43 protein-coding genes and 1 tRNA gene are annotated in these 25,077 nt (G+C 41.1%); 10 read left to right on the top strand and 34 right to left on the bottom strand.

All coding sequences use genetic code 11. The features are described from left to right. From M1E96_RS14360 to M1E96_RS14400, 9 genes are all read right to left on the bottom strand, one after another. On the bottom strand, positions 1-354 hold the full coding sequence (locus tag M1E96_RS14360; RefSeq protein ID WP_369427155.1) for a hypothetical protein: 354 nt from the start codon (positions 352-354) through the stop codon (positions 1-3). 2 nt (positions 355-356) lie between these two features. Further along, complete coding sequence (locus M1E96_RS14365) at positions 357-836, bottom strand: DnaT-like ssDNA-binding protein (protein WP_369427156.1); 480 nt, start codon at positions 834-836, stop codon at positions 357-359. 38 nt (positions 837-874) lie between these two features. Next, positions 875-1,159 carry an Ig-like domain-containing protein gene (locus M1E96_RS14370; protein WP_369427527.1) on the bottom strand — a complete coding sequence of 95 codons (285 nt, stop codon included), beginning with the start codon at positions 1,157-1,159 and terminating at the stop codon, positions 875-877. A 2-nt stretch (positions 1,160-1,161) separates the two neighbouring features. Beyond that, complete coding sequence (locus M1E96_RS14375; protein ID WP_369427157.1) at positions 1,162-2,115, bottom strand: major capsid protein; 954 nt, start codon at positions 2,113-2,115, stop codon at positions 1,162-1,164. 13 nt (positions 2,116-2,128) lie between these two features. Next, a complete protein-coding gene (locus M1E96_RS14380; RefSeq protein ID WP_369427158.1) occupies positions 2,129-2,890 on the bottom strand; it encodes a hypothetical protein in 762 nt (253 codons plus the stop codon). 111 nt (positions 2,891-3,001) lie between these two features. Beyond that, positions 3,002-4,123 (bottom strand): phage minor head protein, encoded by a 1,122-nt coding sequence (locus M1E96_RS14385; RefSeq protein WP_369427159.1) that lies wholly within the window; start codon positions 4,121-4,123, stop codon positions 3,002-3,004. Then, entirely contained in the window at positions 4,120-5,490 is a 1,371-nt protein-coding gene (locus M1E96_RS14390; protein ID WP_369427160.1) for a DUF4055 domain-containing protein, read from the bottom strand. Before M1E96_RS14390 ends, M1E96_RS14385 begins: the two co-directional genes overlap by 4 nt. Further along, entirely contained in the window at positions 5,490-7,064 is a 1,575-nt protein-coding gene (locus M1E96_RS14395) for a terminase (protein ID WP_060561419.1), read from the bottom strand. The genes M1E96_RS14390 and M1E96_RS14395 overlap by 1 nt, the downstream gene beginning before the upstream one ends. Further along, on the bottom strand, positions 7,061-7,627 hold the full coding sequence (locus M1E96_RS14400; RefSeq protein ID WP_060561418.1) for a terminase small subunit: 567 nt from the start codon (positions 7,625-7,627) through the stop codon (positions 7,061-7,063). The genes M1E96_RS14395 and M1E96_RS14400 overlap by 4 nt, the downstream gene beginning before the upstream one ends. Positions 7,628-7,653: 26 nt before the next feature. Here M1E96_RS14400 and M1E96_RS14405 point away from each other — a divergent pair, with 26 nt between their 5' ends. Then, positions 7,654-7,836 carry a YodC family protein gene (locus tag M1E96_RS14405; RefSeq protein ID WP_060561417.1) on the top strand — a complete coding sequence of 61 codons (183 nt, stop codon included), beginning with the start codon at positions 7,654-7,656 and terminating at the stop codon, positions 7,834-7,836. 47 nt (positions 7,837-7,883) lie between these two features. Continuing rightward, complete coding sequence (locus M1E96_RS14410) at positions 7,884-8,120, top strand: hypothetical protein (RefSeq protein ID WP_060561416.1); 237 nt, start codon at positions 7,884-7,886, stop codon at positions 8,118-8,120. A 140-nt stretch (positions 8,121-8,260) separates the two neighbouring features. On the opposite strand, the gene M1E96_RS14415 is transcribed toward M1E96_RS14410, so the two are convergent. The 7 genes from M1E96_RS14415 to M1E96_RS14445 all read right to left on the bottom strand — a co-directional run bounded on the left by M1E96_RS14415 (position 8,261) and on the right by M1E96_RS14445 (position 11,688). Beyond that, positions 8,261-8,419, bottom strand: coding sequence for a hypothetical protein (locus M1E96_RS14415; protein WP_318561051.1), 159 nt, complete (start codon positions 8,417-8,419; stop codon positions 8,261-8,263). After that, positions 8,416-8,832 (bottom strand): hypothetical protein, encoded by a 417-nt coding sequence (locus tag M1E96_RS14420; protein WP_369427161.1) that lies wholly within the window; start codon positions 8,830-8,832, stop codon positions 8,416-8,418. Before M1E96_RS14420 ends, M1E96_RS14415 begins: the two co-directional genes overlap by 4 nt. Then, positions 8,832-9,368 (bottom strand): KilA-N domain-containing protein, encoded by a 537-nt coding sequence (locus M1E96_RS14425; protein ID WP_014657891.1) that lies wholly within the window; start codon positions 9,366-9,368, stop codon positions 8,832-8,834. Before M1E96_RS14425 ends, M1E96_RS14420 begins: the two co-directional genes overlap by 1 nt. Positions 9,369-10,291: 923 nt before the next feature. Beyond that, complete coding sequence (locus tag M1E96_RS14430; RefSeq protein ID WP_369427162.1) at positions 10,292-10,744, bottom strand: lysis protein; 453 nt, start codon at positions 10,742-10,744, stop codon at positions 10,292-10,294. Beyond that, complete coding sequence (locus M1E96_RS14435) at positions 10,741-11,157, bottom strand: structural protein (RefSeq protein ID WP_164529013.1); 417 nt, start codon at positions 11,155-11,157, stop codon at positions 10,741-10,743. Before M1E96_RS14435 ends, M1E96_RS14430 begins: the two co-directional genes overlap by 4 nt. Beyond that, positions 11,150-11,470 carry a phage holin, lambda family gene (locus M1E96_RS14440; RefSeq protein WP_172412302.1) on the bottom strand — a complete coding sequence of 107 codons (321 nt, stop codon included), beginning with the start codon at positions 11,468-11,470 and terminating at the stop codon, positions 11,150-11,152. Before M1E96_RS14440 ends, M1E96_RS14435 begins: the two co-directional genes overlap by 8 nt. 143 nt (positions 11,471-11,613) lie before the next feature. Further along, a tRNA-Asn gene (locus M1E96_RS14445) sits at positions 11,614-11,688 on the bottom strand. 110 nt (positions 11,689-11,798) lie between these two features. Between M1E96_RS14445 and M1E96_RS14450 the strand changes: the two genes are divergently transcribed. Further along, on the top strand, positions 11,799-11,969 hold the full coding sequence (locus M1E96_RS14450; RefSeq protein WP_272537011.1) for a hypothetical protein: 171 nt from the start codon (positions 11,799-11,801) through the stop codon (positions 11,967-11,969). Between the two features lie 134 nt (positions 11,970-12,103). Here M1E96_RS14450 and M1E96_RS14455 read toward each other — a convergent pair whose 3' ends face one another. The 16 genes from M1E96_RS14455 to M1E96_RS14530 all read right to left on the bottom strand — a co-directional run bounded on the left by M1E96_RS14455 (position 12,104) and on the right by M1E96_RS14530 (position 20,077). Further along, positions 12,104-13,237, bottom strand: coding sequence for an HNH endonuclease signature motif containing protein (locus M1E96_RS14455; protein WP_369427163.1), 1,134 nt, complete (start codon positions 13,235-13,237; stop codon positions 12,104-12,106). Positions 13,238-13,448: 211 nt separating this feature from the next. Beyond that, a complete protein-coding gene (locus M1E96_RS14460; protein WP_369427164.1) occupies positions 13,449-13,907 on the bottom strand; it encodes a hypothetical protein in 459 nt (152 codons plus the stop codon). Positions 13,908-13,975: 68 nt separating this feature from the next. Then, positions 13,976-14,638: a metallophosphoesterase gene (locus tag M1E96_RS14465; RefSeq protein WP_369427165.1), complete on the bottom strand. Its 663-nt coding sequence runs from the start codon at positions 14,636-14,638 to the stop codon at positions 13,976-13,978. After that, the gene (locus M1E96_RS14470) at positions 14,635-14,847 is read right to left on the bottom strand and encodes a hypothetical protein (protein WP_369110172.1); all 213 of its coding nucleotides are present in this window, start codon (positions 14,845-14,847) and stop codon (positions 14,635-14,637) included. Before M1E96_RS14470 ends, M1E96_RS14465 begins: the two co-directional genes overlap by 4 nt. Further along, on the bottom strand, positions 14,844-15,230 hold the full coding sequence (locus M1E96_RS14475) for a hypothetical protein (protein WP_369427166.1): 387 nt from the start codon (positions 15,228-15,230) through the stop codon (positions 14,844-14,846). Before M1E96_RS14475 ends, M1E96_RS14470 begins: the two co-directional genes overlap by 4 nt. A gap of 145 nt (positions 15,231-15,375) precedes the next feature. Next, positions 15,376-15,819 (bottom strand): recombination protein NinB, encoded by a 444-nt coding sequence (locus M1E96_RS14480; protein WP_369427167.1) that lies wholly within the window; start codon positions 15,817-15,819, stop codon positions 15,376-15,378. 157 nt (positions 15,820-15,976) lie between these two features. Then, on the bottom strand, positions 15,977-16,150 hold the full coding sequence (locus tag M1E96_RS14485) for a hypothetical protein (protein ID WP_369427168.1): 174 nt from the start codon (positions 16,148-16,150) through the stop codon (positions 15,977-15,979). A 1-nt stretch (position 16,151) separates the two neighbouring features. After that, complete coding sequence (locus M1E96_RS14490; protein WP_369427169.1) at positions 16,152-16,325, bottom strand: hypothetical protein; 174 nt, start codon at positions 16,323-16,325, stop codon at positions 16,152-16,154. Positions 16,326-16,426: 101 nt separating this feature from the next. Then, positions 16,427-16,642, bottom strand: coding sequence for a hypothetical protein (locus M1E96_RS14495; RefSeq protein WP_369427170.1), 216 nt, complete (start codon positions 16,640-16,642; stop codon positions 16,427-16,429). Further along, complete coding sequence (locus M1E96_RS14500; protein WP_318559242.1) at positions 16,642-16,824, bottom strand: hypothetical protein; 183 nt, start codon at positions 16,822-16,824, stop codon at positions 16,642-16,644. The genes M1E96_RS14495 and M1E96_RS14500 overlap by 1 nt, the downstream gene beginning before the upstream one ends. Then, positions 16,824-17,099 (bottom strand): hypothetical protein, encoded by a 276-nt coding sequence (locus M1E96_RS14505; protein WP_369427171.1) that lies wholly within the window; start codon positions 17,097-17,099, stop codon positions 16,824-16,826. Before M1E96_RS14505 ends, M1E96_RS14500 begins: the two co-directional genes overlap by 1 nt. A 25-nt stretch (positions 17,100-17,124) precedes the next feature. Then, positions 17,125-17,799 (bottom strand): replication protein P, encoded by a 675-nt coding sequence (locus tag M1E96_RS14510; protein WP_369427172.1) that lies wholly within the window; start codon positions 17,797-17,799, stop codon positions 17,125-17,127. Then, the gene (locus tag M1E96_RS14515; RefSeq protein ID WP_369427173.1) at positions 17,796-18,746 is read right to left on the bottom strand and encodes a replication protein; all 951 of its coding nucleotides are present in this window, start codon (positions 18,744-18,746) and stop codon (positions 17,796-17,798) included. Before M1E96_RS14515 ends, M1E96_RS14510 begins: the two co-directional genes overlap by 4 nt. After that, positions 18,736-19,344: a GIY-YIG nuclease family protein gene (locus M1E96_RS14520; RefSeq protein WP_369427174.1), complete on the bottom strand. Its 609-nt coding sequence runs from the start codon at positions 19,342-19,344 to the stop codon at positions 18,736-18,738. Before M1E96_RS14520 ends, M1E96_RS14515 begins: the two co-directional genes overlap by 11 nt. A gap of 89 nt (positions 19,345-19,433) precedes the next feature. Next, the gene (locus M1E96_RS14525) at positions 19,434-19,781 is read right to left on the bottom strand and encodes a hypothetical protein (RefSeq protein ID WP_349492855.1); all 348 of its coding nucleotides are present in this window, start codon (positions 19,779-19,781) and stop codon (positions 19,434-19,436) included. A 110-nt stretch (positions 19,782-19,891) separates the two neighbouring features. Beyond that, a complete protein-coding gene (locus M1E96_RS14530; protein WP_369427175.1) occupies positions 19,892-20,077 on the bottom strand; it encodes a Cro/CI family transcriptional regulator in 186 nt (61 codons plus the stop codon). Positions 20,078-20,191: 114 nt separating this feature from the next. Here M1E96_RS14530 and M1E96_RS14535 point away from each other — a divergent pair, with 114 nt between their 5' ends. After that, complete coding sequence (locus M1E96_RS14535; RefSeq protein ID WP_369427176.1) at positions 20,192-20,872, top strand: XRE family transcriptional regulator; 681 nt, start codon at positions 20,192-20,194, stop codon at positions 20,870-20,872. 32 nt (positions 20,873-20,904) lie between these two features. Here the strand turns inward: M1E96_RS14535 and M1E96_RS14540 are convergent, their stop codons facing one another. Further along, positions 20,905-21,039: a hypothetical protein gene (locus M1E96_RS14540; RefSeq protein ID WP_369427177.1), complete on the bottom strand. Its 135-nt coding sequence runs from the start codon at positions 21,037-21,039 to the stop codon at positions 20,905-20,907. Between the two features lie 134 nt (positions 21,040-21,173). Here M1E96_RS14540 and M1E96_RS14545 point away from each other — a divergent pair, with 134 nt between their 5' ends. The 4 genes from M1E96_RS14545 to M1E96_RS14560 all read left to right on the top strand — a co-directional run bounded on the left by M1E96_RS14545 (position 21,174) and on the right by M1E96_RS14560 (position 23,728). Beyond that, positions 21,174-21,587: a hypothetical protein gene (locus M1E96_RS14545; protein ID WP_369427178.1), complete on the top strand. Its 414-nt coding sequence runs from the start codon at positions 21,174-21,176 to the stop codon at positions 21,585-21,587. A gap of 30 nt (positions 21,588-21,617) precedes the next feature. Beyond that, positions 21,618-21,953 carry a DUF3024 domain-containing protein gene (locus M1E96_RS14550; RefSeq protein WP_369427179.1) on the top strand — a complete coding sequence of 112 codons (336 nt, stop codon included), beginning with the start codon at positions 21,618-21,620 and terminating at the stop codon, positions 21,951-21,953. Positions 21,954-22,013: 60 nt separating this feature from the next. Continuing rightward, positions 22,014-23,042 carry a hypothetical protein gene (locus M1E96_RS14555; protein ID WP_369427180.1) on the top strand — a complete coding sequence of 343 codons (1,029 nt, stop codon included), beginning with the start codon at positions 22,014-22,016 and terminating at the stop codon, positions 23,040-23,042. A 404-nt stretch (positions 23,043-23,446) separates the two neighbouring features. Next, positions 23,447-23,728: a hypothetical protein gene (locus tag M1E96_RS14560; RefSeq protein WP_369427181.1), complete on the top strand. Its 282-nt coding sequence runs from the start codon at positions 23,447-23,449 to the stop codon at positions 23,726-23,728. Positions 23,729-23,743: 15 nt separating this feature from the next. On the opposite strand, the gene M1E96_RS14565 is transcribed toward M1E96_RS14560, so the two are convergent. Beyond that, positions 23,744-24,262 carry a super-infection exclusion protein B gene (locus M1E96_RS14565; protein ID WP_369427182.1) on the bottom strand — a complete coding sequence of 173 codons (519 nt, stop codon included), beginning with the start codon at positions 24,260-24,262 and terminating at the stop codon, positions 23,744-23,746. Positions 24,263-24,391: 129 nt separating this feature from the next. Here M1E96_RS14565 and M1E96_RS14570 point away from each other — a divergent pair, with 129 nt between their 5' ends. Together M1E96_RS14570 and M1E96_RS14575 are read left to right on the top strand one after the other, a co-directional pair. After that, a complete protein-coding gene (locus M1E96_RS14570) occupies positions 24,392-24,694 on the top strand; it encodes a regulator (RefSeq protein WP_163885754.1) in 303 nt (100 codons plus the stop codon). 57 nt (positions 24,695-24,751) lie between these two features. Beyond that, the gene (locus M1E96_RS14575; RefSeq protein WP_180312434.1) at positions 24,752-24,991 is read left to right on the top strand and encodes a hypothetical protein; all 240 of its coding nucleotides are present in this window, start codon (positions 24,752-24,754) and stop codon (positions 24,989-24,991) included. Positions 24,992-25,077 lie beyond the last annotated feature (86 nt).

Raw genomic sequence — 25,077 nt, forward strand, 5'->3', positions numbered from 1 at the left:
TCACGCCCTCAATTGAGATTGATAGCAAATCACGAGGTCAGCAGGTTTAATCGGGTTAGGCTCTTGAACACGTAACCACACGCCGTCAACGAATACTCGATCCCCTTTTTGAATAACCGAGTCCGGTGAAAAGACCATTTTGATATCCGTCGCCAGAATAAGCGTCCCGTCAATATCATGAGGTTTGTATTGCACCTTAACCCCTGTGGCGAGAAACTCAGTTTCAGGCTCGTGGTGCTCTTTTCCCGTCTCATCATCCACCCAATGTTTACCATCCCGTTTAACTGGGTATGAAGCACCGTATTTCTTCAGCATTCGCAACGCTGTATGATGACCACGCTGATAAATGTTCATGGCTACCTCATGGCAAATGTATTAATGGCAAAACCCTCAGAAATATCTATCAAGCCCGATAACAAACCTTTCAACCAAGCGAAATTCGGTGCACCTGTATTAGTCCCTTCCGCATATTTCAAGTCAATTGCGCCCTCAATGCGTTCAGCAATGATTTCAGCGCCTAACGTGGGCTGTAGGTCATTTTCTACTGATTCAATCGCTAAACGGCATTGAGCTTGGATTAATTGCTTTGGTATCTGATCGCTTGGGATAGTAACGCCGTCACGAGATAACCCTGAGCGTGGGAAAGATAAAGGCTGGTTTGGATTGGTTCGTTTACCTAACCATTTCTGCGACTCAAGATAATCCATTGCCGTGATTAGCAATGCTTCTAACCCACTATCTAGTAAAGTGATATTTCTATCATCAGCGTATTTCTTCAAATCACCCACGCTAGCGTAGCTATTAAATGTTGGAGAGTTCTTATCAGGATCAATCATGCTCACCTCAAAAAAAGAGGGGCACAAAGCCCCTTAAATTACTCGTCTGGAGAAGTTTTTTCTGTGAATGTAATTGCATCAGTATTTTGCGCAATGCCACCAACAGTGGCGGTGACAATAAATTCACCCTGTGCATCAGAAGTTAATTTCACTGTCGTACCACCAGCTTTGCCCGTCTTAGATGAAGTAACGCTTAATTTACCACCTGTTGTAGACCAATTAACGGTAGCTCCTTCGACTGGAGAGCTACCTTTGGTGTAATTAAGAGTGATCGTTACTGTATCTGTACTGTCAGCGATAGCGGACGTTTTGTCCGCTGACAGGGTTACTTTCCCTCTTCTGCTGTCAGTTTAATCATGACGCCAGCAGTTAATTTGTCGCTAGTGAAATGCTTCTTCCAGTTACCTTCTGTGCCTAACTGTGTTAAATCAGGGTTTTTGCCTTTTGATTCATCCCAGCTATAGCCCAGAACGCCAACGTTAACCACGCCTTCACCACGATAACCAATTTCCAAGTTCTCCTTATCATTGATTTCATAAGATCGGAAGGTTGGCTCTTGGGATTCAGTGATGGTCACAGCTCCCGGCACTAAACCAAAGATGGCATCTACTGGCGCTGTATCTGTTACCAATACAGGCTTGCCTAATGTGCCCGGCTGTCCACCGTAGATAACCACACCAGCTTCTTCATACACTTTGTTATCAATGGCCTGATCAACAATATCGAAGTAGGTGGTTGAGTGCATAACAAACAGATTTACGCGGTTGAATTTATCACCATATTTGCGTAAACCTTTGGTCAGCGTTTTCTTGCCATCTGTCGCAATATCCGCAGTCACCACCATTTCTTTGTTATTACCAATCGCAGCACCTAAAGCAGCCAAAGAGTATTTGATATAACCCTCTAATGAAGCATCTGCCGCATCGGTACCGACCAGCTCAGAGAACTCCGATACATCACGGCCACGGCGTTTAAATGCTTCTTCTGTCGTTGCATAAGGACCATATTTCCAAGGTGCTTTTACATCAACAGATTCGCCCGCGCCGATTTTTTTGTTCTCTACGGTGTCCGTAGAATTTACATCACGGTGTTCAATCGAACCGCCAATTTGGTAGAAAGCACGTTTACGGAAGTCACCTTCAATAAACAGATTATCTAGCACGATAGCGCCATTTGATGCCTGATTAAAGACGGCTAAATTATCTTGGCGGCGCTCTAAGAACGCCGTTTGTGCCAAATCGTTATAAATCACTAAATCGCTATTAGTTGTCGTAGCCATTGCTTATATTTCCTTACTCTTTTGGAAGTTTTAAATATGCGTCACGCCCGTATCGGCGAATATAATCAGCCTTATCACTTGCGGACATTTGAGAACGTTTAAGATGCGCACCACCTTGTTTATGTTTCCCTGCATCTGTACCAGAGGCTGCGGGGAATAAGTGAGGAGCACTTTCTTTTAGGGATTCAATCCACTCAATAGGTGATAATGGCGTACGACCATCTTTGCCCATGATTGGATTCCCATCTTCATCAACGGCTACGGCCTGACCTTCATCGTTGATCTGAAAAATGCCTTTGGCACGTAAAATTAAATCTTCTTGAGCGCTAGTTAATGCGCCCGCTTTCCCTGCCGCAGAACGAATTTCATCGCCTAATACACGAGCACGGAATTTATTTGCAAACGCCTCTGCCTTTTCAGCTTTAGAGCTTGCTTCTTTTAACTTCTTGTCGAAATCACCACGCAAACGCTCAGTACGCTTATTGAGAACCTCGTCAATCTTGCCATCTGCAATGAGCTTGGCTTCTTCGTCATTCTCAAAGCGTTTAAGCATGCCCTTCACGGTGTCAGGATCAATGCCTTCAAAGCGTTTCAAGTTATCGCCTTGCTCCTTGAGCTTGCCGAGTAACTCGCTGTTTTTAGCCTTTAACCCTGAGACCTGATTATCGATGATAGCTTGAATCTCTGGGGTGATTTCTGGTGCTCCACCCCCTCCACTTTGCGAGCCATCATCAGTCTGTGAATAGTATTTGCGTTCGATATTCATAAATAACATGTAGTTCCCCTTGGGATTGAATGCGCCTAGCGTGTTGAATTAACTCAGCCCTAAGCTGAGTTTAGGTAATAAAAAAGGCCACCGAAGTGACCTTGTTAAATGGTTTATTGATTAGCTATATCCAGCCTCTCTAAATGCCTGCTTGTCTATCTCCCTGAGTTGTTCGAGAGAAATAAACTCACCTTTGTCCGTGTAAAATTCGGATGGATGCATACCGCCCTCTTTCATCAACCTGAACCTTGTCTCTCCAAATACCTGTCGCTGTCGCCACTCAGGTTGCCGTTGTATCCAATCAAGAAAATTGGTATCTGCTGGCACTTGCCCGTCCATTGATGCTCTCGTTCCTGCATCCATCTCATCTAAATCAATGCCTAATTCACGCCATGATTTGGTAACCAGCGTTTCTGTTGATCGGCAATTGAAGTGGATTTTTCCAGGGCCTTGTAGGTAAGGAACTTTATGACCAATAGGCTTACCTTCCAGCGTGTATCTCAACCTATCCCGAATAATGCAATCGTGAGATGTTTTATTATCGAGGGTAGATAACCATTGCTTACAATCAAGAATGTTTTTATTGGCATCAGCAAACTGATCTCGCGCTGTTGCTTGTAAATGGCTAATGGCCGTTTTAGCTATTGTCGTCGCATTAGCTCGGCTTAGCTGCAATACGCCATCCTTATAACCTTGGTTTGCATGTCCTCTGATTTTACGTCCAATTTCTACCGCACTATCACCATTCAAATAACCATTACGAACGGCGTTATTTATGCGTGTCATGCGATCTGACTCTAATCCATCAGCCCATTCAGAAAGTAATTTCCCTTGAAATGGGCGAGACATGACTGAGGAAAATAGCATTTCCTCTGTAATGCTCATTAGTGGGTATTTGCGTAGAACAACATCAGGTAGTAGAGAATCAAAAAGGGATGGGTAATAACCAGCCTCATATAATGCATGCGCTCTCATTTCTTCCGTCAGTAGCGAAAAAGCGCCATCAACAGCTCGCTTATTAATACTTCTAACGCTTGATAATAACGACTCCAATCGCCTTGCAGTGAAGCTATTAACATCGATAGAGGTATCATCTAAGGTAACAATAAGTGAAGCAGTTAATTCAGCATCAAACTCATTGAGCGCCTTTATCATCCGCCTCGCGACACCAGTAGAATAACGACCAGAAAACAGAGAGTGAGCAATCAATTCATCCATCAACCGCTCATTCACTGATCTCATGTCTCACCTACCATTGTCGGCTCTTGATTATTAAGCTCATCCACCACCACATCAACATCATCAGCGGGGTCGATAACATCATATTTCTGCAAGCTTCTCACTAAGTCAGATTTACGCGTTGCGCCAGATTGCCATGCTGCGACAATTTCACGGATCATCGAACTATCAGCAATATGATTAACGAGGTCTTTGTTAATTTCAAAAGAAATATCTTTCGTGTCTAAACCTAAGTATTCAGCACACCATATTAGCGATTTACTGCATGCATCGGAAACGTTAGAGCAACAGATACTCAGGATAGAGGTTTGTGCGTTCTGCTCACCGATAGATTGAATAACCGTTTTAACCTTGCTATCAGCAGAAACTAACTGAGCACCAAGCGCCACCATATAATCGCGCTTACTGTCCATCGCCTCCTTTGCCAGCATGTTAGGTTGAGCCTGAGCGTAACCAAAGAAACCTTTTTCTGGCAACATAATTGGCGAGCGAGAACCAACCATAACGCCTTTCTTTTCTAGATAGTCACGCCATTCTGTTCTTAGCCCACCTAGATAAGGTTGTATTTGCCCGCAGAAGAAAACAGAATCTTCATAATCAGCAGAGTTTCGATAATGCCCTAGGTTGATTTTTGCCAATCCTAGAAGTGGGGCTTCATCAATAGTGTGATCATTATTCTGTGCACCAATAAATGTAAATGGAATTTCATTCCACACACCGTTACCAGCACGCGCAGGTATATACTCAGAAGAAATTTCAAAAACGCTACTTCCACTGGGCTTGCGATAGACACGACAGACAAACTTACCTTCTTCTATCGACAATACTCGGTATTGAACCTCATCCTTAAAACCAAACCCGTCCTCTTCTTCTACTGTCTCACGCAATACCACCAGCGTTAACATAGTGCGACCATTAATACGAGCTGTGCGCCAGTTAATGATGTCTTCAGCACGATATTGGAATATGTACGGGAGTTTCGAATCACTGTTGTAATCAACATACAGACCATGCCGCCCTACCTCTAATACCGACTCAAGCGAGGACTGAGCGAGTTGATAAATACTTGAGCCCGCACCATCAGCATCATCTTTTAAACACGAAAGCTTTTCGACAATAGCAACTAAGGGATCTTTTTTAAATGCCATCCCTATCATGCCGTTGCGAGTATTGCCCGTTATTGGATAGAACACCGCACGGTCTTGATAATCTCTATTGCGCTTCTTTTTACGCTGACTATCTTGCTCTTCAAGTTCAGGAAGATAGTTTTTTACATCTTCACCGCCTCGGCAAACAGCGCGAACTAGCTCCCACTGAGGAGCAGCCGTTTTATACTCCGGTCGAGTGAAATCTACATTTGTTGTACTCATCAGAAGGTTGTTCCTAGGTTAATTTCGAATGCTGGGCGGATAGGTTTATGCAATACACGATAGCGAGTAGCATCCCAATCATGATCCTCTTGCTCAGTATCGACATCATCAGGGTTTTTAGAGTCTCTAACTAAAACAGGTACACGGCTAATCCACCCTCGGCAATAATCAAATACATAGAAAGCAGGTTTTTCAGGCATGCCTGCCTCTGTTTTTTTACCCTCAATCACCGCCTCAAGCATGTCAGCAAATAAAGATGCCCCGTTAATACGTGAACCTGGGTTCTTGTTTGCTTTCATCCAGCCAACACCTTGAGCTTCCATTTTTTGGGCGATAGAGTCTTCATCATCGCTTGGTGTATAAATAGCGTTATCAGCAGGCCCTTTAATTACCTTTTTACAAATACCCGGCATGATATTTAATTGCCCCTGAGTCTTTCCGTCCTTACTAATTTCACTAGGGATGACGGAATCAACTCCGATTAAACGCTCATCAATCCACTTAATGCCTTTAGCAACATTGGTTGATGACATGTTTAACCCTTTATTCAGCTCATCAGGAGGACAGCCGTACCACTCACCTATCAAAATTAAAGTGCCAGCAGGGGGGCAGAATTTACGACCATCGGGTAAAGTGGCTTCGGTACCATCTGATTGTGCCCACCACAGGTTAGAAAATGGCTTTGACTCTCCCCAGTCATGGGAGCGGTCAACAATCCAACTGTCGGGGATCTGAAACGGTTTAATAACGTGATGCGTTGCATTCCAAAGGTGGTCAAAACGCCCACCGCTCGTCACATCCCAAGAACCCTCTACCCACGCTTTGCGACGATTTGGGTCTTTGATACCCATCAATGTTGCAATGTACTGAGGATCTAAGTAAGGGTTTTCCTTAAATGAACCATGAATAGCGACGCGAGTTAATGTAATTTCCTCATCACGTTCAGTTTGTGGGTTAAATACTTTTTGCGTTTCACGAATAACTGTTCCACGAGGAGCTGGTTCTATAAATCTTTTCTTTACCCATGTGTGCCCAATACCAAATGGATTCGTAGTACTGAATGTTTCTAAAGGGATAGGTTTTAACAGTGAACCATTTTCAAGTGGATAGTCTTCGGGGCGGAATGACGAACGACGACAGGAGAACATTGCTTCATAAAAATCGGCTGATTTTTGCTTGGTTAATTCGTTAAAGCCAATAAAGGGGAACTCTTGACCATGGTAATCCCAATAATCATCTGCTTCTTTACCAAACCGGAATAACAGCTCTTCACCTGTCGGCCACACCCAGCGCAACTCAGAAGCAGAAGCAAGAAAACGAGCACCATCTTTAAATAGGCGATACATACGCTTCGATTGAGTAATGATATCCGCAAGGTTTTTATATTCTGTATCAAATATAACACCACGCCAAAATGTGCCATAACCCACTCCAACATTGCGCCTAAAACGCGCCAATTGAGCCGCTGTTTTACCGGGGCCTCGTGTTCCTTCATACAATATTTCGTTGCATGGACAACTTAGTGATAAAGACTGAGAGCCGGGCAAAGGTTTCCATACTACGTTGTAATTCATCCACCTAATACCTCACCTTGTTGCTGTTGCGCAGCCTTTTCCCAGTCATCCACGTTGTCACAGGATGGAACAGGCATAATGTTGTGTGTAGCTTCGACTTTTTGCTCAATTTGCTCTTTGAATGCTTGCACTTTGACGTGCTTACCAAGAAGCTCAAGGTTCTTAACTTTGTCAGGCCATTTTATTTTCTTGAGTAAAGCATCGGTTCCTTCCTCACCTGTAGAAATTGACATAACATCTAAACCGCTTAATGTTGTACGCCAAACTTTAGGCCAATCCCTTACAGGCTTTAAGTCGCCACTCTCGTTGAGTATGTCCAATACATCCATTTGGTCTATTTCAACCAACCTATTGAGGACATAATCAGCATTTATCTGAAGCCGATCACTTCTTTTCTTCAATAGTTCAGATATTCTTAACTGTATATCAGGTTTTGACAGGTTTTCTGATGCCGTGCGGTTAGCAGTTTTCTCGCTGTACCCCGCACGAATAGCCGCCTGTGTGGCATTTAAATCGATGAGGTACTCGCGACAAAACATTTCTTGTTTGTCTGTAAGTGCCATGTAAATACCTTAAGGAATAAAGTTTTATGAGTAATGAATTTAAATCTGGCGATATTGTAAGATTAAAATCTGGTGGTCCTAATATGACAATCAAAGTATTTTCACCGTCTCAAGGCAATTCATATATTTGCCAATGGTTTGCAGGTAAGAAATTAGAGCAGGGATTCTTTAAGGCAGACTCTATTGAGTTAGCTCCCCCAAAGCCATAATCCCAAACACCAATCCACTATCTGTAATTGATGTTGTACAGTGGATGATGACTGCTTTAGCTGCTGACGAATGCCTATACCAGCAGGATGTCGTTGATTACCTCATTAAAGTAGATAATGAACAGCACCTGAAAGAAAATGCAGATGGTAACCAAGCACTATCAACTAAAGTGATCAATAGATTTAGAATTGATAGTGGTTTGAATGTTGTTTGGGTAAAGCCCGATAAATACTGGCGGTACCGTGTCAATGAAGACGAAGAAGGTAGGGAATCCAGAGGTTAAGTGTCATACCCAATTCCATTTTGGTTTGATATTGCCTCTTCTATAGCTTATTGGGCGGAGGTGATTCCGCCATTTTTATCAATACCACTCAAAAGAATGACGTTTGTAGAATTTTGTAAAATAAAAAAGGCCGCTAGGGCCTATTTGGTTTTCTGTTTGTTGATTAACTTGCCTAGCTCGCGCTCGACGATTTCAGCAACTATCCTGCCATCATCAACTCTGCCACAGTGTAAGTATTCAAGCGATTGCTGTAATTGACGATGGAGAGTATCTAGCCAGTCTTTTTCTTTCTTGGTCAATGAGTTGCTCCTGCATTTTCGTAACGACAATTATCAGGTGGAACTAGAGTACCGTACTCATCTCTAACACCAATATCAGTAAGCATGTCACCGTATTCATGAACAAGAGCATTCATGTATTTAATTCCGCGCTTACTTAATTCTGGTATTTTACCACCACAGATAACCACGCCTTTTGACGGAGTCTCATCAAACTCTTTAAGTAATTTTGAATAGAATCTGGCACGATAACTGTCAGTCATTCTATCTTTTGGGTAGCCATCTAGTAGGCCATGAAGAAATGGCTTGCTTACTTCTATATCGCCTGTCTCATATCTATAAATAGGTCTGCGCCACACGGATACCAGATAAAGCAAATAAGCCTCGGCTACTTGGCCACAAAAAAAATCACAGGCATATAATGGATCATTCATTACTTACCCTCCAATAGATCAGGTATAGTCATTTGAATTTCATTAGCCAGTAGCTTTCGTTGCGATTCAAGGTGATTTTTCTCACCACCAACACCCCACCTATTCATAATCCTTGCAGCAGTGCTTACCCTTTTCTTCTTACTTTGGTATTCAAGTTCAAGTTTATTGGCTTGCGCAAACTTGCTTAGGTGGCCAAGAACAAACTCCCTGAATGTTTGGTATACCTTTACCTCAAAAGCAGCAGATAACCATGATGCATATCGTAGCGCGATAATCTCATGCGCCCATGTACCACGATTATTACCGCCATTAACAACTTTAAGTATTTGATTTTGTTCCAGAGTGACTTTTAGCACTCTGGTTGCTTCTTCAACAAATTCTTTCACTCCATCAGCTTTTAAAAACTGACTTGGTCGCTGCCATTCTTTAGCTATGCCGCCAGATATCGCAGCCCTATGAAGATCATTTAAGTTGTAAGCTCCATATTCGTTGCTTCTAACTCGAGTATTCTCAATAACAATAGTTGCGTATTGCATAGTGCTATCCTTACTTAGTAATGAACCCTTGCCACATAGGAAATCAGCCCATCGAAGCAGCACCAGCTATAACTGATCTCCTCAAAGGCTCATTCCTAAATAACGGTTCGATGTTTTTAGATGTGTGTGCATGTGGTGCACAGGGTGAAATGCGATTTATGTAGATACGGGATTATCCCGTATGTAGATATAACCTGTTGATTATGCTTAATTCTGTCACAAAACCAGATTGGCTCTCATTGGTCATCGAATCAGTGACCAATGGAAATAGATGGTAATGCATTGTTTTTATTACTCACGGTCAAATTGACCGCCTTTACGTGTCGTTGTGGGCTAAATGGCGATTTCCAGCATGCCTATACTGTCATGGCAGAAAGCCCCTGACTTCTCAGAGGCTCATTATTCGCTTGCATATTTTTAATACGTTAGCTACATTCAAATAGAATATTTATTTGTTGTAGATATGTATTTTAGCCCGCGGTGTGTGGGCTTTTTTTATTCTTTCGGAATGCTTTTATCCAGTTCTTCCCGGAATTGATCTGGCTTATCAAAACCCTGCGTTGCCATGATATTTCTCCATTAAAAAGCCCCGCTATTTTTCGAGGCTCAGATTTGTAATATCTGCTTGAGATTACTACCTTTTTAATGTTGTGGTTATTCACGATTAACGTATAGTGACGTTACATTCATGAACTATTATTCTCTACTTTGCCTCGATATCTGGGGCATTTCTTTGTTGTTCAATTTCCCGTATTGCTTTCTTGTCTGACATTAAAAACTAACGCCTAAATCTCGCAATTGAGATTCCACTTTCATTAAGCGACTAGTAAATGTCATCTTGCCGATAATGTCATTCCACGAAATGCCATCTAGAATACGTTGCACCTCGCTTCTTTCGGCAAGTAAAAAAACGACCTCTAAGCTCACTGTAAACACTCCGTTCTAATGTAATCTTGCAAGCCAAGTATCATTTGCTTGGACTCTGCGATTCGTTGTCTGAGTAACCAATAATTTCTGACAGCGGAGTCAGTAGGTCTGGCGGTGGTTGCATCATCCATGCCGGAGGTTGAATTGGTTTCGCCTTTCGGACAACTGGCTCGGATGTACACCCGCTCAGGATTACGCTCAGCAGCAATACGCAACTGGTCAATTTCAGCTTTTGCATTTGTGAGTTCCGTTGTGTGTTTGGTGTCAAGTTCGTGAAGGGAGTTGATGCGTTTTTCGTAGTCTGCTATTTCAGCAACGAGAGAACTGTTTGCTTTCTTTAGGCCTTTATTCTCTTTACCAAGCTCAATCATTTCTTTAGTTGAAAAGAACAAAGCAATACACAGCCCGCCCCACAACAGAACAGGGAGCCATGATTTTAAGCTGTTCACAGCAAGCCCCACGCTTTTTCGAATGTAGCCTCATCATACGGTTGTGAGCCGTTTTCATGACGAATGATTGCTTTGGCGAGTTTGATAGCGGTTGCCTTATCATCAAGACTGATAATATCAGCAGGCGATACACCCAACTCTTTAGTCACGCCATTAATATATGCGCCAGTATTGTTCTCATTCGTCGGAGCCCAACGATTAATCAAGCCGGATACAGTGTTTAATCCGTACTTGCGCTGGTAAGTTCGAAGTAATGCGATTAATGCACGAATACCATAGTCAGGGCTTTCGAATCGACAGAAGCGAGATTCAACACTTGGGTTATGCGGTAATTGACCTTTCCAATTATTGGCTTTGTTGTAGTCAATATTGCCGGGGTTATTATTGCGGATACCACGGGATACTTTACTCATCTGATACTCCAACTTTGTTTCCTGCCGCTCTACGCAATAAGCGACCAATAAAGTCAACGCCAAGGTATCCAATGAAAACGCTTAGCAAGTAAACTAACTCATTATTCATTTCAAAAATGTTCAACATATCCTTAGCGAACCAAGCGAATATTGAACACATCACCGCGTCCATGGAGGTTTTCTTCCATCCCCCACCGTTATAACGACCGCGGAGAATAGCCATACCTCCTGCAAGTGCTGCGCCAACTCCCTGCTCTTTGACTGACGACAGCCATTCAGATAGTTGTACCCATACTTCAGGATTTTCTTTCATACGTTTCATGGCTCACCCCCGTATCGGAGGAATTTAGTTAATAAATAGCCGCGCACAATCTCTATGTGTCAATTAAGTGTGTGTGATTAGAATTCTGTGGCGGCGTATACGAAAAAAGGCCGCACTATGCGACCTCTTGAAATTGGCGGGATAGCGTGGAATCGAACCACGATAAGAAGGTTAACAGCCTTCCGTAATAACCTTTATACGACTAACCCTTAAATGCGAAAAGCCCCTACCGAAGTAGAGGCTCTATTTTCTTCGACCTCTCAGCCGATGCGGTTGGAGTTCCAGTCCAAATAGACGAAGTGACCAACTAGGCGACCTCTTGAAATATTGTTCTGTTGGGACTGTTGGCCAACGATATTTTGAACTACTGCATATTTTGCAGCAGTTGGAATTAATGCCCGTTGTTACCACGTTCTGTTTGTTACTCATCCGCAATGTCGGCATTGCTGCTAATGATAGTTACCCGTCACGATTGATTGCGATTTACTGAGATATTTATACAACAAAGCCCCACCGAAGTGAGGCTCTATTAATTATTTAAACACTCCGAACGCAATAACTAGCGGAGGATAACATAAATATATCAGGTAATAATTTTTTTGCAACTATTTGCATTATTTTTTCTTATTCGAATTTATCATCAATCTCCTTGCCATTATTAAGGTCAGTAGTTATTGCCTTATGCATCTTTGCCTCAATTATTCTAATGCACCATCTAACCCTATCTCTTGCTTGAGGAATAGTTAATGCCCCGCTAGTGATCTTCATTAAAAACTGAGCGATAGTTTCTATTCTGTGTCCATATACATAATAGTTAACTGCAACTCTAATGAGTGGAGAGTTAGCGCCAAACACCTTAATTAGCATACTATCGACATACCCGCCTAAATCATCAGAACACTTTGGAACTGAACGATGCTTAAGATTTGCGATTATTTGCGAGAGTTTTTTGATAAGCTCATTTCCAGTGTAGCCACGAGAATGAAGCCCTTCGATTATCGCTGTTATTCCATCTGCTGTTATGGCCCCCCGACCAGATACAGATTCCATAAAGCGACCGATTGGGCTTACTTTCCCTTTTTCTTCCAGCCCGTCATAAGCCCATGAACCCCAACCACTTAGAATATGGCTAATCCATACCCTTTCGTGAGGTTCTAGCCCTCTTGTCGGGTCAATGTCTCTCTGCTTCTTGATCAATGCAAGTAACGCTATTTGGTCTTGTGGTAGATCGTGCCTTGCTGTCACGCAAGTAAAGAATTCACCATCATTTAGCTTTAAGAAATAATTAGCCTCTCGAATAGCTTGGTTTTTATCCTTGAAGCTGCCCAGATAAAACTTATGGCCAAGTCGATTGATCTGGATGCGCCACCGTTTTGTTTTCCTTTCAAACGATATACATCTAGCGCCAGAGGTATTATTTTTACCTATCCGCCTGTTCCATGAGTTTTGCGCTGAGGTGGCTAACCTTAGATTTGATAGTCGATTATCTGAAGTGTTCCCGTTGATGTGGTCTATATCATTTTCAGGCCATACACCATGCATGTAGAACCAAGCTAATCTATGCGCTGCATACTTCTTCGAGTTAACGCTAACCCCGATATAGCCATCTTCACGCATGTAACCTTTGACCCTGACGCCTTTATGAAGGTTGCTAGTGAAATTGCCAGTTTCAGGGTTGTATCTAACCTTTTCCCTAATCATCGCTAGTTCTGGATGTGCATCAGGAAGTATTCGCTTATCGTAGTGGTACGTGATCATCTTACCTCCGGCAATACTGTGTGATACCTATCGCAACCGACTGAGTACATGATCGGAAGATTCATTCTTCTAGCCCACCCCGTTTCTACAACTTCCATGAAGCCATGATTTTTCTGAACTATGGAAAGGTAACGTTTAGGCTTTTTCCCTGTCGCTTCTGTCTCTGCTCGGTATCGGCATTCTTCTATTGCTGCGTCTATATCCGTAAACATCACATATCCCCCATTTGGTAAGTTATGCCGTGCTGATACCAATCAGGCAGTGTGAACTCAATCCGACCTGTTACACCTTCGCTACGTAGCTCCTGAAGCCGTTTAAGCTCACCTTTCATGTGCTGGTATAAATCATCCATCTGCCATGGTTTTAACTTCACAGCAGTTCCAGCTAAACGAGCCACACTATCAATAGTCATCTCGCTGTAAGTGATAACAGCGTGAGCATTGAATTCATGTGGGTCTTCGCCTAGTTTTCGGTGACAGCCAGCGCAGTGTGAGAAGGCATTTAGAGGATGATATCGAGTTGCTTTGTGTCGTCGTGATTTGAAGTGGGAGCAGTGTAGTTTTGAAGGTTCGTGTCTAAAGTGTCTTCCGCAGTAGTCGCATTCGTAATCTGTTCGTTCCCTGACTAACTGCGAAAATACAATATCGTATTTATCGCGTTTTAGTGCCATCTATACCCCCATAAACCCCATCGCTAAAGTAACAATCGAAAAGAATATAAATACGTATCGGGTTCTAATCATTTTATCTTCCTTAATGTCAGTCCATAGCCAAACACCGCGCCAGTGTCGATATACTCTTGGTTAGCTCGTTTAACAGCACCTTTAGGCATTGGCGTGTGGCCAAATAGAAATAGGTCAGCGCCTTTAATCTCACGCACGTTATTGTTACTAATGCGCTCACGACTCCAAATTACATACTGTTCACCTACTGGTTTGCCGAACTCATATTCATCGGATGGATAATCAGCATGTGCAATGACCGTCTTTTTGCCATCAGTATTTACTTCGATAATGAGTGGTAGCTTCTCCGCTTTGGCTAAACAGGCTCGAGATAAAACTTCGTTATCGTAGTCCTGCATGAAAAACCAATTGCCGCCGTTGTATATCCAGTTATTAACGTTACCGCCATTAAACAAAGCATCGATAGCCATTTGCTCATGATTTCCACGCACAGCCCTAAACCACTTCTCATTAATCAGGTCGAGACATTCGACGTTTTGATCACCCCTATCGATTAAGTCACCAACTGAAACTAATAAATCTTTTCCTTTATCAAATTCAATGTGTTGTAACTTATCACTTAGTAAATCAAAGCATCCGTGAATGTCGCCAACTGCCCAAATATGCTGATATTGATCCCCATCGATTCTGAGGTAAATTCCGTTTCTTTCTTCTGTCATTTCCCTAGCTCCCACTCTGCAAGCGTAATCACAAGCATCGGATTGCTACTGCTCTCAATCGTTAGCATTGACTTATACGCTAAGTGTTCTTTGAATTTGTGCTTTAATAGCCCCGCACACCTGCTGACGGCCTCATTAGACTTATGAATAGCCCAACATAGTTTTAACGTTGTTAATGCGCTCATAAACGCTTCTGCTTCGTTTTTCATGCCCTCACTCCAGCCAGTAGTTGATCTAACCGCTTTAAGTACAAGCACCCCATGCCAGCAACGTTAGCTTTTTCGACAACTCTCATTTCACACTTAAAATCTTGAATTGAATTATCCTTAGCTAAAGTGATCTGTGGTTTATTAAATTTCTCATTGATAATATCGAGAGCATTTTTAGCTAACTTATATTCGTAAACTCCGCCTCTTTTTTTACCGATGACTGAGATCGCACCAGCTTTATTCATCTTCTTAATCAGAGTGACAGTTATCGATTGCTCAACCGCTGACAAAGCGACAGCTTGCTTAGTTGTGAAACTAGACAAATGAGATACGGCGTTAATAATTTCAGCTGATTTTATTGCTTCAAATGTTTTTGTAGTCATGACTTCTCCTTGTTTAGATTGTGACGATTTATTAACTCCCTGCGGCACTCATTTAGATAAACAATTAGCTTATGCACTTCATCTAAGCGTTCATCTAGTTGCTTTAGTTTTTCTTGAGGTGTCATCTCTCTTGCTGCTCCTTGATTTATTCCCTGTGACCGTAGTAGTTGTATTCATAACGAGTTGTACGCAGCTTCACGCCACTTTCTACCGCCCAAACTGTCGAGTATTCAATTAAGCTACTCATGCGCTTCTTGCCCATTTGAGACGTGCTCTCTCGTATGTTTAATAGCTCCCCTTCGATACCACGAATTAACGGTGACTCTTTCGCCCCTGTCGTAACCATCCAGTGACCAGACACAAAGACATTCTTCCACTGCCATAATTTCAGTGGTTCATTATTAAGTGTCATTTGCTTTGATACATCACCACATAGCGCATGAAACATGTCGTTCTGCGGTAGTGTTCGGCTGGATTCTGAGATTTTTACTTCTATGGGGAATTCTTCGTTGAGGGGTAAATTATCTAGTACGGCTTTAAGGTTTTTTAGTATCTGAGTATTCCTGAGTAGGAATGTTTGCTTCTGCATTATCCCTCCTGTACTTAATGTTATGTCTCCATAGAGTCATGCCACATTGAGGGCAAAAGAAAAATGAGCCATCATTCCAGCAGTTTTCTTGCTTCTCAAATTTATGACCAGTGAAAAAACACCTTACCGTTGTGATGAATGAAATACTCATGGCTTATCACTCACTGTTAGCTCTCCTGTTCCATGCTGCCATGGCTTCATCCCACGATGGCTGCGCCATGCCTCGATGCGTACAGCAATGGCAAATTACAAACCACATTGGGAATTTTAGTTTTCTAGCGACACCAACTTTTATTGATTTACATTCAGAGCATTTCTTGAGTTCGGTCATGTTATTTCCTATGAAGCCGCTTGATAGACTCCACTTCTACAAGCGTCAGGCTATCAACTGAACATGGATTGTTGAAATAAACCGTCGCCTCTTTGAATGCAGTAGGAAATCCAGCTACTAGCGTTCCAATGACAACAATCGGGATAAATAAAATAACTAATAACCACTTGTCCATGTAGCACTCTAACGAGTTCCATTCGTCAACTTTTGAATGCTGATAGAATGACAATTTACGAGTTGGAAATAGCTTATTGTGAACTTTGCGTTTTATCTTCATCATTCACCCTCTGGCATTGGTTTTCTGAATATTAAGTTTTCCCTGATATATGACGTCGCAGCACTCCAAGCACGATATCGTTTATCAATTTCTTCATGCTTGTATTCAGTGCCACCAAACATGTTTTTCTTACGCTGCATAATCATGTATTCAACTGTATGCCCCATTTCTTTAGCACACCATTCTTCAAACTCTGTTGGATTAGTTCCCTGCATTAGATACCTCCTGTTAAGCGCTGAAAATCAAGACGTAGCAACTTTTTCAAAACTTTTTCACTGCGATAATTACTGCTAAATTTGCGATTGTAATCTTTGCATTGTCTAAGATATTTTCGCTTTCTGTTTCTAGACTCATTTACATAAGCCCACATCAAAGTTTTATAGTCAGTTCCTTTCATCACTCAACACCTCGCTTGTCTGAATCTTCAAGTTTATCAATGCTATTTAACTTTCCACCGCAAAATGGGCAATAATTTAATATCGTGCAGTTCTTGTTCCCATCACGATAAATAACTTGCTCACCAAGGGAGTTACCAGATTCAATATTGACCATTGACGAAATAAACAATCCCTTCCGAGTACCAGATCTCCCGAATTGCCGTTCAGCTCTTGCATTTAAAAACTCACAAATCTGTGTTGCATATCGATTTCCGTTTGATTCGCATTTTTTCATCTAGAAGTCCTTATGATTTGGTGTGTTACTTGAATCCGTGTTTTTGCTTTAGTTCGGCAATGATTGATAGCGATTTATCGCGACTGGTTGGGGTGCTTTTGCGGTCAATTTGCAGTACTGGATCGGGTATTTTCTCTCCAGACTTAATACGTTTTGCCATTGCTGAAAGTTCAGATACGCATAATTTTTTCACTTCCGAATCAGTTAAGCCTTTACTTCGAGAATCAGAGTAAATTTTGGTAACCATCCAGTAGCAAGCGTTTGATTTCCATTTAAATCGTCTCCACCCGTTAATACTGCAATATTCACGATACATATCATAAAGTTCAGCCTCCGTAGGTAAGCCTAGCGAAGTATGATCTTCCTGTTTGCACCACTTGATAAATTGACCAACAGCAGGCCAGAAAGGGTTATCACTTGCCCTTGCATGTCGCATACCGTTTTGAAGCTGCTCTCTGGTAGTAATTCCATTTTCAGCAAAGGCGGCGATCCACTGGCGCTTAGCTGCTAGCTCGTCGCTTTCGTTTTTGAATATGGTGTTTACTGAGGCTGGAAAGATTTGTTTCAGGTTTCGGAATAACACATCGACTAGTTGCTCGGCTTGGGGATTTACTACTTTCTGCGGCGTACTGCTTTGAGCCATTCTAGCCAATGCGCCTGCATCACGATTAGCGATTGCAGTAGCCAGATTAGTCTTCATATAAAATCATTCTCCCATGCTTCACGAGTATTCCAGCTCTGTGCTGGTTCAGGATCAACCTGTCGCTTACCTCGATTGGGTTGTTGGCTCTGTATGGTCAATGTGTCCCATTTCTCGCGTAACTTTGCGGGAGATAACACGTTGCTACACCAGAACGAGTCACGATTAGCCCATTTAAACATTCTGCAAATGTCTTGGTGGGTATGTCCGTCTAGTTGTCTCATCAGGCGAATATCGTTAGCCCAAGTTGACCAGTTTGGCTCTTTGGTTGTTGGGTTGACTATCAACACTTGTGAGTAAATCCATTGAGCCGCTTTCAGGTCATCAGCATTTCCCCACTTGTTACCTTTGGGCGAGCTAACAACCGCATCAGGTTTAACAGCTAAAACTTTTTCAGATGGTCGGTCAGAGGATTCGTTAGAATTCTCGGACGAAAAGTTATTAATATTATTATCTTTGGTAAGACTGTCTTTGGTGTTGGGTGGTATCTCCAAACTTAAAGTATCAAAACACCCAACATTATGGGAGGTTTTACCTGCCTTTTTGGGCGTTTTAGTAGTTGCTGTTTTTTGTCTATTTAGAATCCAATCATTGAGGTTTTTATTAACACTAACAATTTTAAAACCTCCTGATTTTCTTAAGTTTATTATTCGTCTATTAACTAACTTATTTAGCGCCTTATTGATGTCTGAATCATCAAGCTCTGTCATTTCTGCTAAATATGTGTTCGTTACCTTATCTTCTGATTTATTCCATCCGAAAGTACACATAATTACCGCATCAAATACTTGGTGCTCATGTCCAGACATTTTTAACTTAGGCTTTAAATTTCCTATGCTTGTAGCTAGACGAAAATAACCTTCATCAAGGCTAGCCACATTGCCCTCCGACTTGTCAGGGATAATAGTCTTGTTAACAAAATCAACATGTTTCAAGTTAGATTTCATCGGTTCCCTCCGGTAACAATATATTGAATTTATGATCATCAAGCACAACAGCACCGCCATCTCTTGTTAGATGCCTAACAAATTCAGCCCCAAACATTGCTAGTCTTATTAGAGTCGATTTATCATCGCCGAAATGATTAATGCCAAATGTTTGTATTATTTCACTTGGAGATGGGTCACCAAGTGATTCAAAAGAAATGAAGTTATATTTATCAGAAAGGTCATTGACTGTTTTTACATTTCCATCTGGAATAATTCTTTCACATACGGAAATTATTTTACTTATTGGGCATTTAAAGAACTCCCTTCCGTCGTTAACTCGATACCGCCCTAGTTCCTTATGAATTAATTTCTCATGATCTGATGGTGATTCAGATATAAACACTCGTTCAATTTCAAATTTTTCAGGAACACCTGAAGATGAAGATAATTCTCTAGCCCTCATTTTTGGGCTTGTTGTTGTTAATCCGACCTTAAATATATTTGGCATAGATTTATTGCTTAAAATATAAATCCACCCATTTGGCTTGTAATGATCAGGGAAATTCATTGTCTCTTTTGTTGGTTTCTCTTGTAACCATTGTTCAAAAAATGCCATAATTACCTCATTCCGTTGTTGTATCAAAAAGGGAAACCGTAAATTTCCCTTGTCACCATTACTGGTTATTGATACAGTTGTTTTGATAGTTAAATATCTAGTTTGATCTGAGCCTCACCTGTTCCAGCAGTTGGGGCTTTTCTTTTAACCTTTCCCTTCCCTTCGAGTGCCTGAATAACCCTTTCTGCATAATCACCTTCAAGAACAACTTTCGTTGGCTTATCGCTGATGTTTACCGAATCAGGCGGCAATCCGAACTTACTCACCAACTGGCAAGCTAAATCGAATATTCTGGCTTTATCTCGACTGGATTTTGATGGGTGTATTCCTAGCGCCTTAGCGAGTCCGTTATTACCGACTGAATACATTTGTTGAATGTAAAACGTCATCAGTTCGTTTGATGAGCACTCTACTTTGATATTTTTTGCATTTTCCATTTGTTAAATTCCTTTTGACGTAGTTAGTCCGTGACTCACGATCCTGTGAGTTGAGTTTTGCTCCAACGCATATTCAGAGCAGTTTAGCGATGTTAAAGAGCAGTATTGGATTACTTTTTATCTTTGGCGAGATGCTCAAAAGGAATCCCAAATAATTCATTAATTTGTGCGTATCTGGAAGGTGGGATGCGACCTTTTTGCTCCCACTGGCGAATTGCCTGATCACTAATATTTAGCAGCTTTGCTAGTGCGGGGACTCCGCCCGCTTTTTTGATTGTTGTTTCCAATGCGTTCATAACAATTTCCCTTTACTAGATAACACAAGAATAATACAAGCATTACTTTACTTTTGCAAGTTTAACTTGTTAGCAGAATAAAAGCCAAGCTTGTATATTTAAGGCATGAAAACTATGCATGAAAGAATCAAGCAGGCTAGGCTTGCAAAAAAAATGACCCAAGCTGAACTAGCTCAGCAATTGGGGGTTACCCCTCAATCTGTTCAACAGTGGGAAACAAGCACTGAACCTAGAAAAAATAGGGTAATGAAAATAGCAGAAATACTTAGCGTTGATGCTGAGTGGTTGTTATTTGGCACTGCTAAAAAAGATGGGGTACCAACCAAAGACTTTAAATCAAGAGAAGTTGATACATGGGACAGTAAGACACCATTAAATGATGATGAAGTGGAAATCCCATACTACAAAAGCATAGAGCTTGCGGCAGGAAATGGAAGCAACGGCGGTAGTGATAACAATGGGTATAAATTAAGGTTTTCTAAGTCAACATTAAAAAGATATGGAATATCAGCCAAAGATGTAGCTTCATTCCCTGTTCATGGTGACAGTATGGAGCCAGTAATCCCCAGCGGAACAACGGTCTTTGTTAATATGGGAGATAAAACCATTGTTGATGGTGGGATCTATTTTATAGAGCAAGAAGACCTTCTGAGGGTAAAAATACTTCTTAGACAGCCAGGAGGAAAGCTGACTATCCGTAGCTACAACTCTATTGATTATCCTGATGAAACTATCGATATCGAAAAAGTAAGAATAGTTGGCAGGGTCTTCAATATGTCTGTAATGCTCATATAGCCAGTGGCCTGACGACACTTTCTAAGTGCGTATTATTTTTGCATATAAACAACTAGAAACAGTACGCAGATAAGACCAATACAGATACCTGAAAGTACACCTGTTTGTAGTTGTAATGCTGCATTGGCTTGTTCCAGTGCGGCAATTTTTGATTCTAATGTTTGCATGAAGATACCTTAAAGCTATTTTTCCATCTTGCTTATTTTTACATGTGTATAAATCGCGTAACCAAGGCTTGTGCATGAAAATATCAGAGCGATTGTAGGAATAATGTATTCAAAAAACATAAGGAGATCCTCTTTTGTCTTATAGTGAAATTATTACAACTATCGCAACAATAGTAGCATTTATTGCAATTCCTGCAACGTACTTTAATGGCGTTAGAGCAGGCAAAGTCAATGACAAAAGAAAAGAGTTTAACGACTTAGCTGAGCCTATTCTGATTTATCTTGAGGGTCAGTACTCTGCTAGCAAGGATGGTGTTTATGATAGAAGGCTTGAATTTCCAAGAGAAAGATTTAAAGCACTCAGAAGGCGAATGAACGCAAGAGAGCAAAGAAAGTTAGATGACACCATAGATGGCTACTGGAAATATTTGAGCATGTTTCACAACTCTAGAAACGGCTCTGATTCTCTAATAGGTAATCCAGAAGAACTCCATAAAGAATGGATGAAAGCAAACTTACAGTTACAGCAGCTAATAAAGCTCAAGTAGTGGCCTGACGACACGTTTTAAGGAAATAACATGGCGTTCAACGATATTGAAGTAGCAAACATTAAACGATGCATGGAATTCTTCATGGAAAAGCGCCGCCCAGCTCCATTCATCCGTGATGAAATCGATTTGATGTACGAGATACAAGACCAATCCGTCATCATCAAAGAGGTTCGTAATGTTATGGGTCGCACAATTGAGTCATCTATCGCTAAGATAACATTTAATCGCACTAGAAACGGCTGGAAGCTCTTTGCATTGAATCAGAGAGGGGAATGGGAAAAGCTGTTCAATGACTTAATCCCCACGTTTTCAGACGCAATTAGAGTGGTTGAAGATGAGGATTTGGATTGCTTCTTTGGCTGACGACACGTTTTAGGGTGTGGTGTTTACTGAAAACTAACATTAAAAGATTACAGGGTAGCAATGACAAATCAAAATATAGTTATAAATAATCTAAATGATGTATCTGCCCTGATAGAGCGGGCAAAAAATAATCGTGACCTAGATATTAATACTGTTAAAATAAATCTTGCAGAATCAATAAATTTCAAAGTTTTTGGCGATACGGAGAAGTATAATGGTTCTATCCCATCTTCAATGGCTCAGGGGATGTGTGAATTTCAAACAGAAATTTACAAAGTATTTTCGTTAATAAAATATGGAACTGATAATCTAAAGAGACTCACCAGGGAAGATAAGGAAAGTTTAGAGGTTATTTTTAATGTAGAGGAAGGTTGCACGGATGTAATAGCTGCCTTGACCGATCTGGTTAAGGCATTAGGCGGTACATTCAATGAGGTTACACAAGGTATGACTGGAATCGAAAAGGTAATTAGCCTAACTTTAATTATGCTAATCCTAACTGGAGGGTGGCTCCTGCGTTCCAGACAAAAGGATTCTCATGATGAAAAAATCAAACAACAAGAATTGGACTCTCAAAAATCTGATAATGAGTCACGTATCGAAGAAATGAGAGTATTAAAAGATGGTATGGTAGAGATATTGCAAGCATCAAATGCATCCAATAAATCCAAAGAAATATCCGAAGGAATTCAAGACCATGCGGAAAATGCATGTATTGGAATGCTCAAAGGTGTTTCTGATGCAGAAAAAGTTGAGTTTAGTGGTTCAGTCAAAACAACGCTTACAAATTCAGACATTAAATCCATAATACAAAGTCCTAGAGACAAACTGCAACATATCGAACAATCAATACTGGTAGATATAGAAGTAATAAAAAAACATCCTGAAAAACTGACATTAACCTGCACACCTAACGGTCAGGATTATACTTTCCAAGCGTATGTTGATACTGAATTTTTCTCTGATTCAAAAGAAAAAATAGACCAACTTTTTGATTCAATGAGGGATAGCAAATCAGTAAAACTATTCGGGTCATACAAAATACGATCAGGGATCATAGAGTCAGTTATGGTAACCGAAATAGAATAATCTCACCTTGCCCCTTTCACAGTCCAGCCCTCCCAGCGAGGGCTTTTTTGTGTCCTATCCCCTCCAAAGAAGTGATCTGCATTCCAATCTGAGATTTTTTTGAAAATAAATTGCCTGAAAATACAAGTAAATATAAAGCAAAGGCAGTGTTGCTGCAAAATAAAACACAAGTAACACTTGTTTTTATAAAGTAATGCTTGTATTATCTATCTCATCGAAGGCAAGCAACATGAAATATACGCCTCATGCTCTTTAATAATTAGGAACCAGATCTGACTAAGCGTTAGATCACCACTGAGTGGTTTTTGGGGTGATGGTCGAAAAGACAAGCAGTCGCCTTGTGGGCGAAAGACAGCTACCGGAGGCATTCGGCATCACCACCAAAGATCACTTAGGAGGGAGTTATGGCAACAATTACTGTTATTCCAAAGAAAGACAACGCGAAGAGACGCCGGTTAGCAAAGCAAATGGCGTTCTGGGACGGAAAGCGTGAGGAGTATGCAGCGAAGCCTAAAAGCCGCTCAGTGGAAGAAATTATTGACTCAATCATTAAACCAGAATGCCCATTCGAAACAATGGCCAGAGTAGTGATTGAGTTAAGAAAATTACCAACAGCACCAGACAAACGCAAGCAACCACGGCTACGCAAGCCGATTATGAGTGATGGAAGTGTTACGGCGAGATAAAGCCCACGGATGGGCTTAGTCATCAAGGTGTCCAGTAAACTGCTTAACGCACTCTAAATAATAATCAGGATTGATTGTGCACTTACCTGCATGTTTAATGTTAAGGTGTTTAGAGAAATCATGAATAATATTTTTGTCGATTAAAGATGAAACAATTGCGTCATCCTTATCGAAGGCAAGAAAATCGTCTCCGATATCAATAAATATAGCCAAGCAGTCTTTTTCATCCTTTGAAAGGCTTGATATTTTCTGTGATATTTTGACTTCTTTTTGTTTTGCCCTTCTATTATGAATAGAAGATAAAAGCACTTTAGTTGCCATCGTTACAAATCTTTGTGTATTTGCGGCAGTAACAAAAGCAATAGCAAAAACAAACACCTGCCAAAAATGAGCTATTCCAACTTTTGAATTGACATATTCAGACCATGAATTAGGGCTGAATATTAGTAATGCTCCCCAAATAATAATAAACCACATAATACGCTCCAAAGGCTCGTTTTTTAATACTCGCTCAATAATGGTCAATAGCTCCATGTAATTAACTCTCATATTGTGGGGGTAAGCTAATTATAACCGATTTCATATGTGGGGGCACAATGAAACCACTGACGCCCTAAGTGGATAAATAAACGGGCACAGTTAACTAATTTACACGAGGCTTATATGAACGACATTGAACGCATAGACCGCATGATTAGCATCTTGCGAGACATGAAAAAAGACATTATTCGCCAGCAAAAATTAAGTGCTGTTAACAGCTTGGAATTGACACCAAAGAAAGCACAGAAACACAACTCAGATCTGAACTGGATAAGTATGGAGCAAGTAAAACGCCGCCACAATCTACACTCATATGCTGTAGAACTTGGAATAGCAGACCATAAAGGCAATGACGGATACGAGGAAATAGAATTAACCGATGGTTGGCATAGATTCAACTTTCAGCCAAGAAAACCATTTAGTTAACTAATTACAGTCCATTCTGTGGGCTGTGGTGAGTTGATTAATAGATAGGAGATAGAGATGGCAGGAACAGTGAATGTACAAATAACAGGTGAACATCGAGTCAAGTATTGCAAAAACGTGGAAATGAGCATTGAAGACTTCGATAAATATCATCAGTTGATTAACTCTGATATGACAAACAGTGAAATCGACTATCAGCTAGCAGGTATAGCCTACAAATATGGTTTTTCATGTAGTGATGATAACTATCTTGACTCTGATGAATTGGAAGAAATTGAGTTTCAAAAAATAGATTGAGTTAGTTAATAACGGAGGGAGTATGACAGCCCTCGGTCAACAGTAACCCACCACTTAATTATTCATATCGCTATTAATAGTGAGGA

The sequence above is a fragment of the Providencia sp. PROV236 genome (genome assembly GCF_033676985.1).
Classification (GTDB): Bacteria; Pseudomonadota; Gammaproteobacteria; order Enterobacterales; family Enterobacteriaceae; genus Providencia; species Providencia manganoxydans.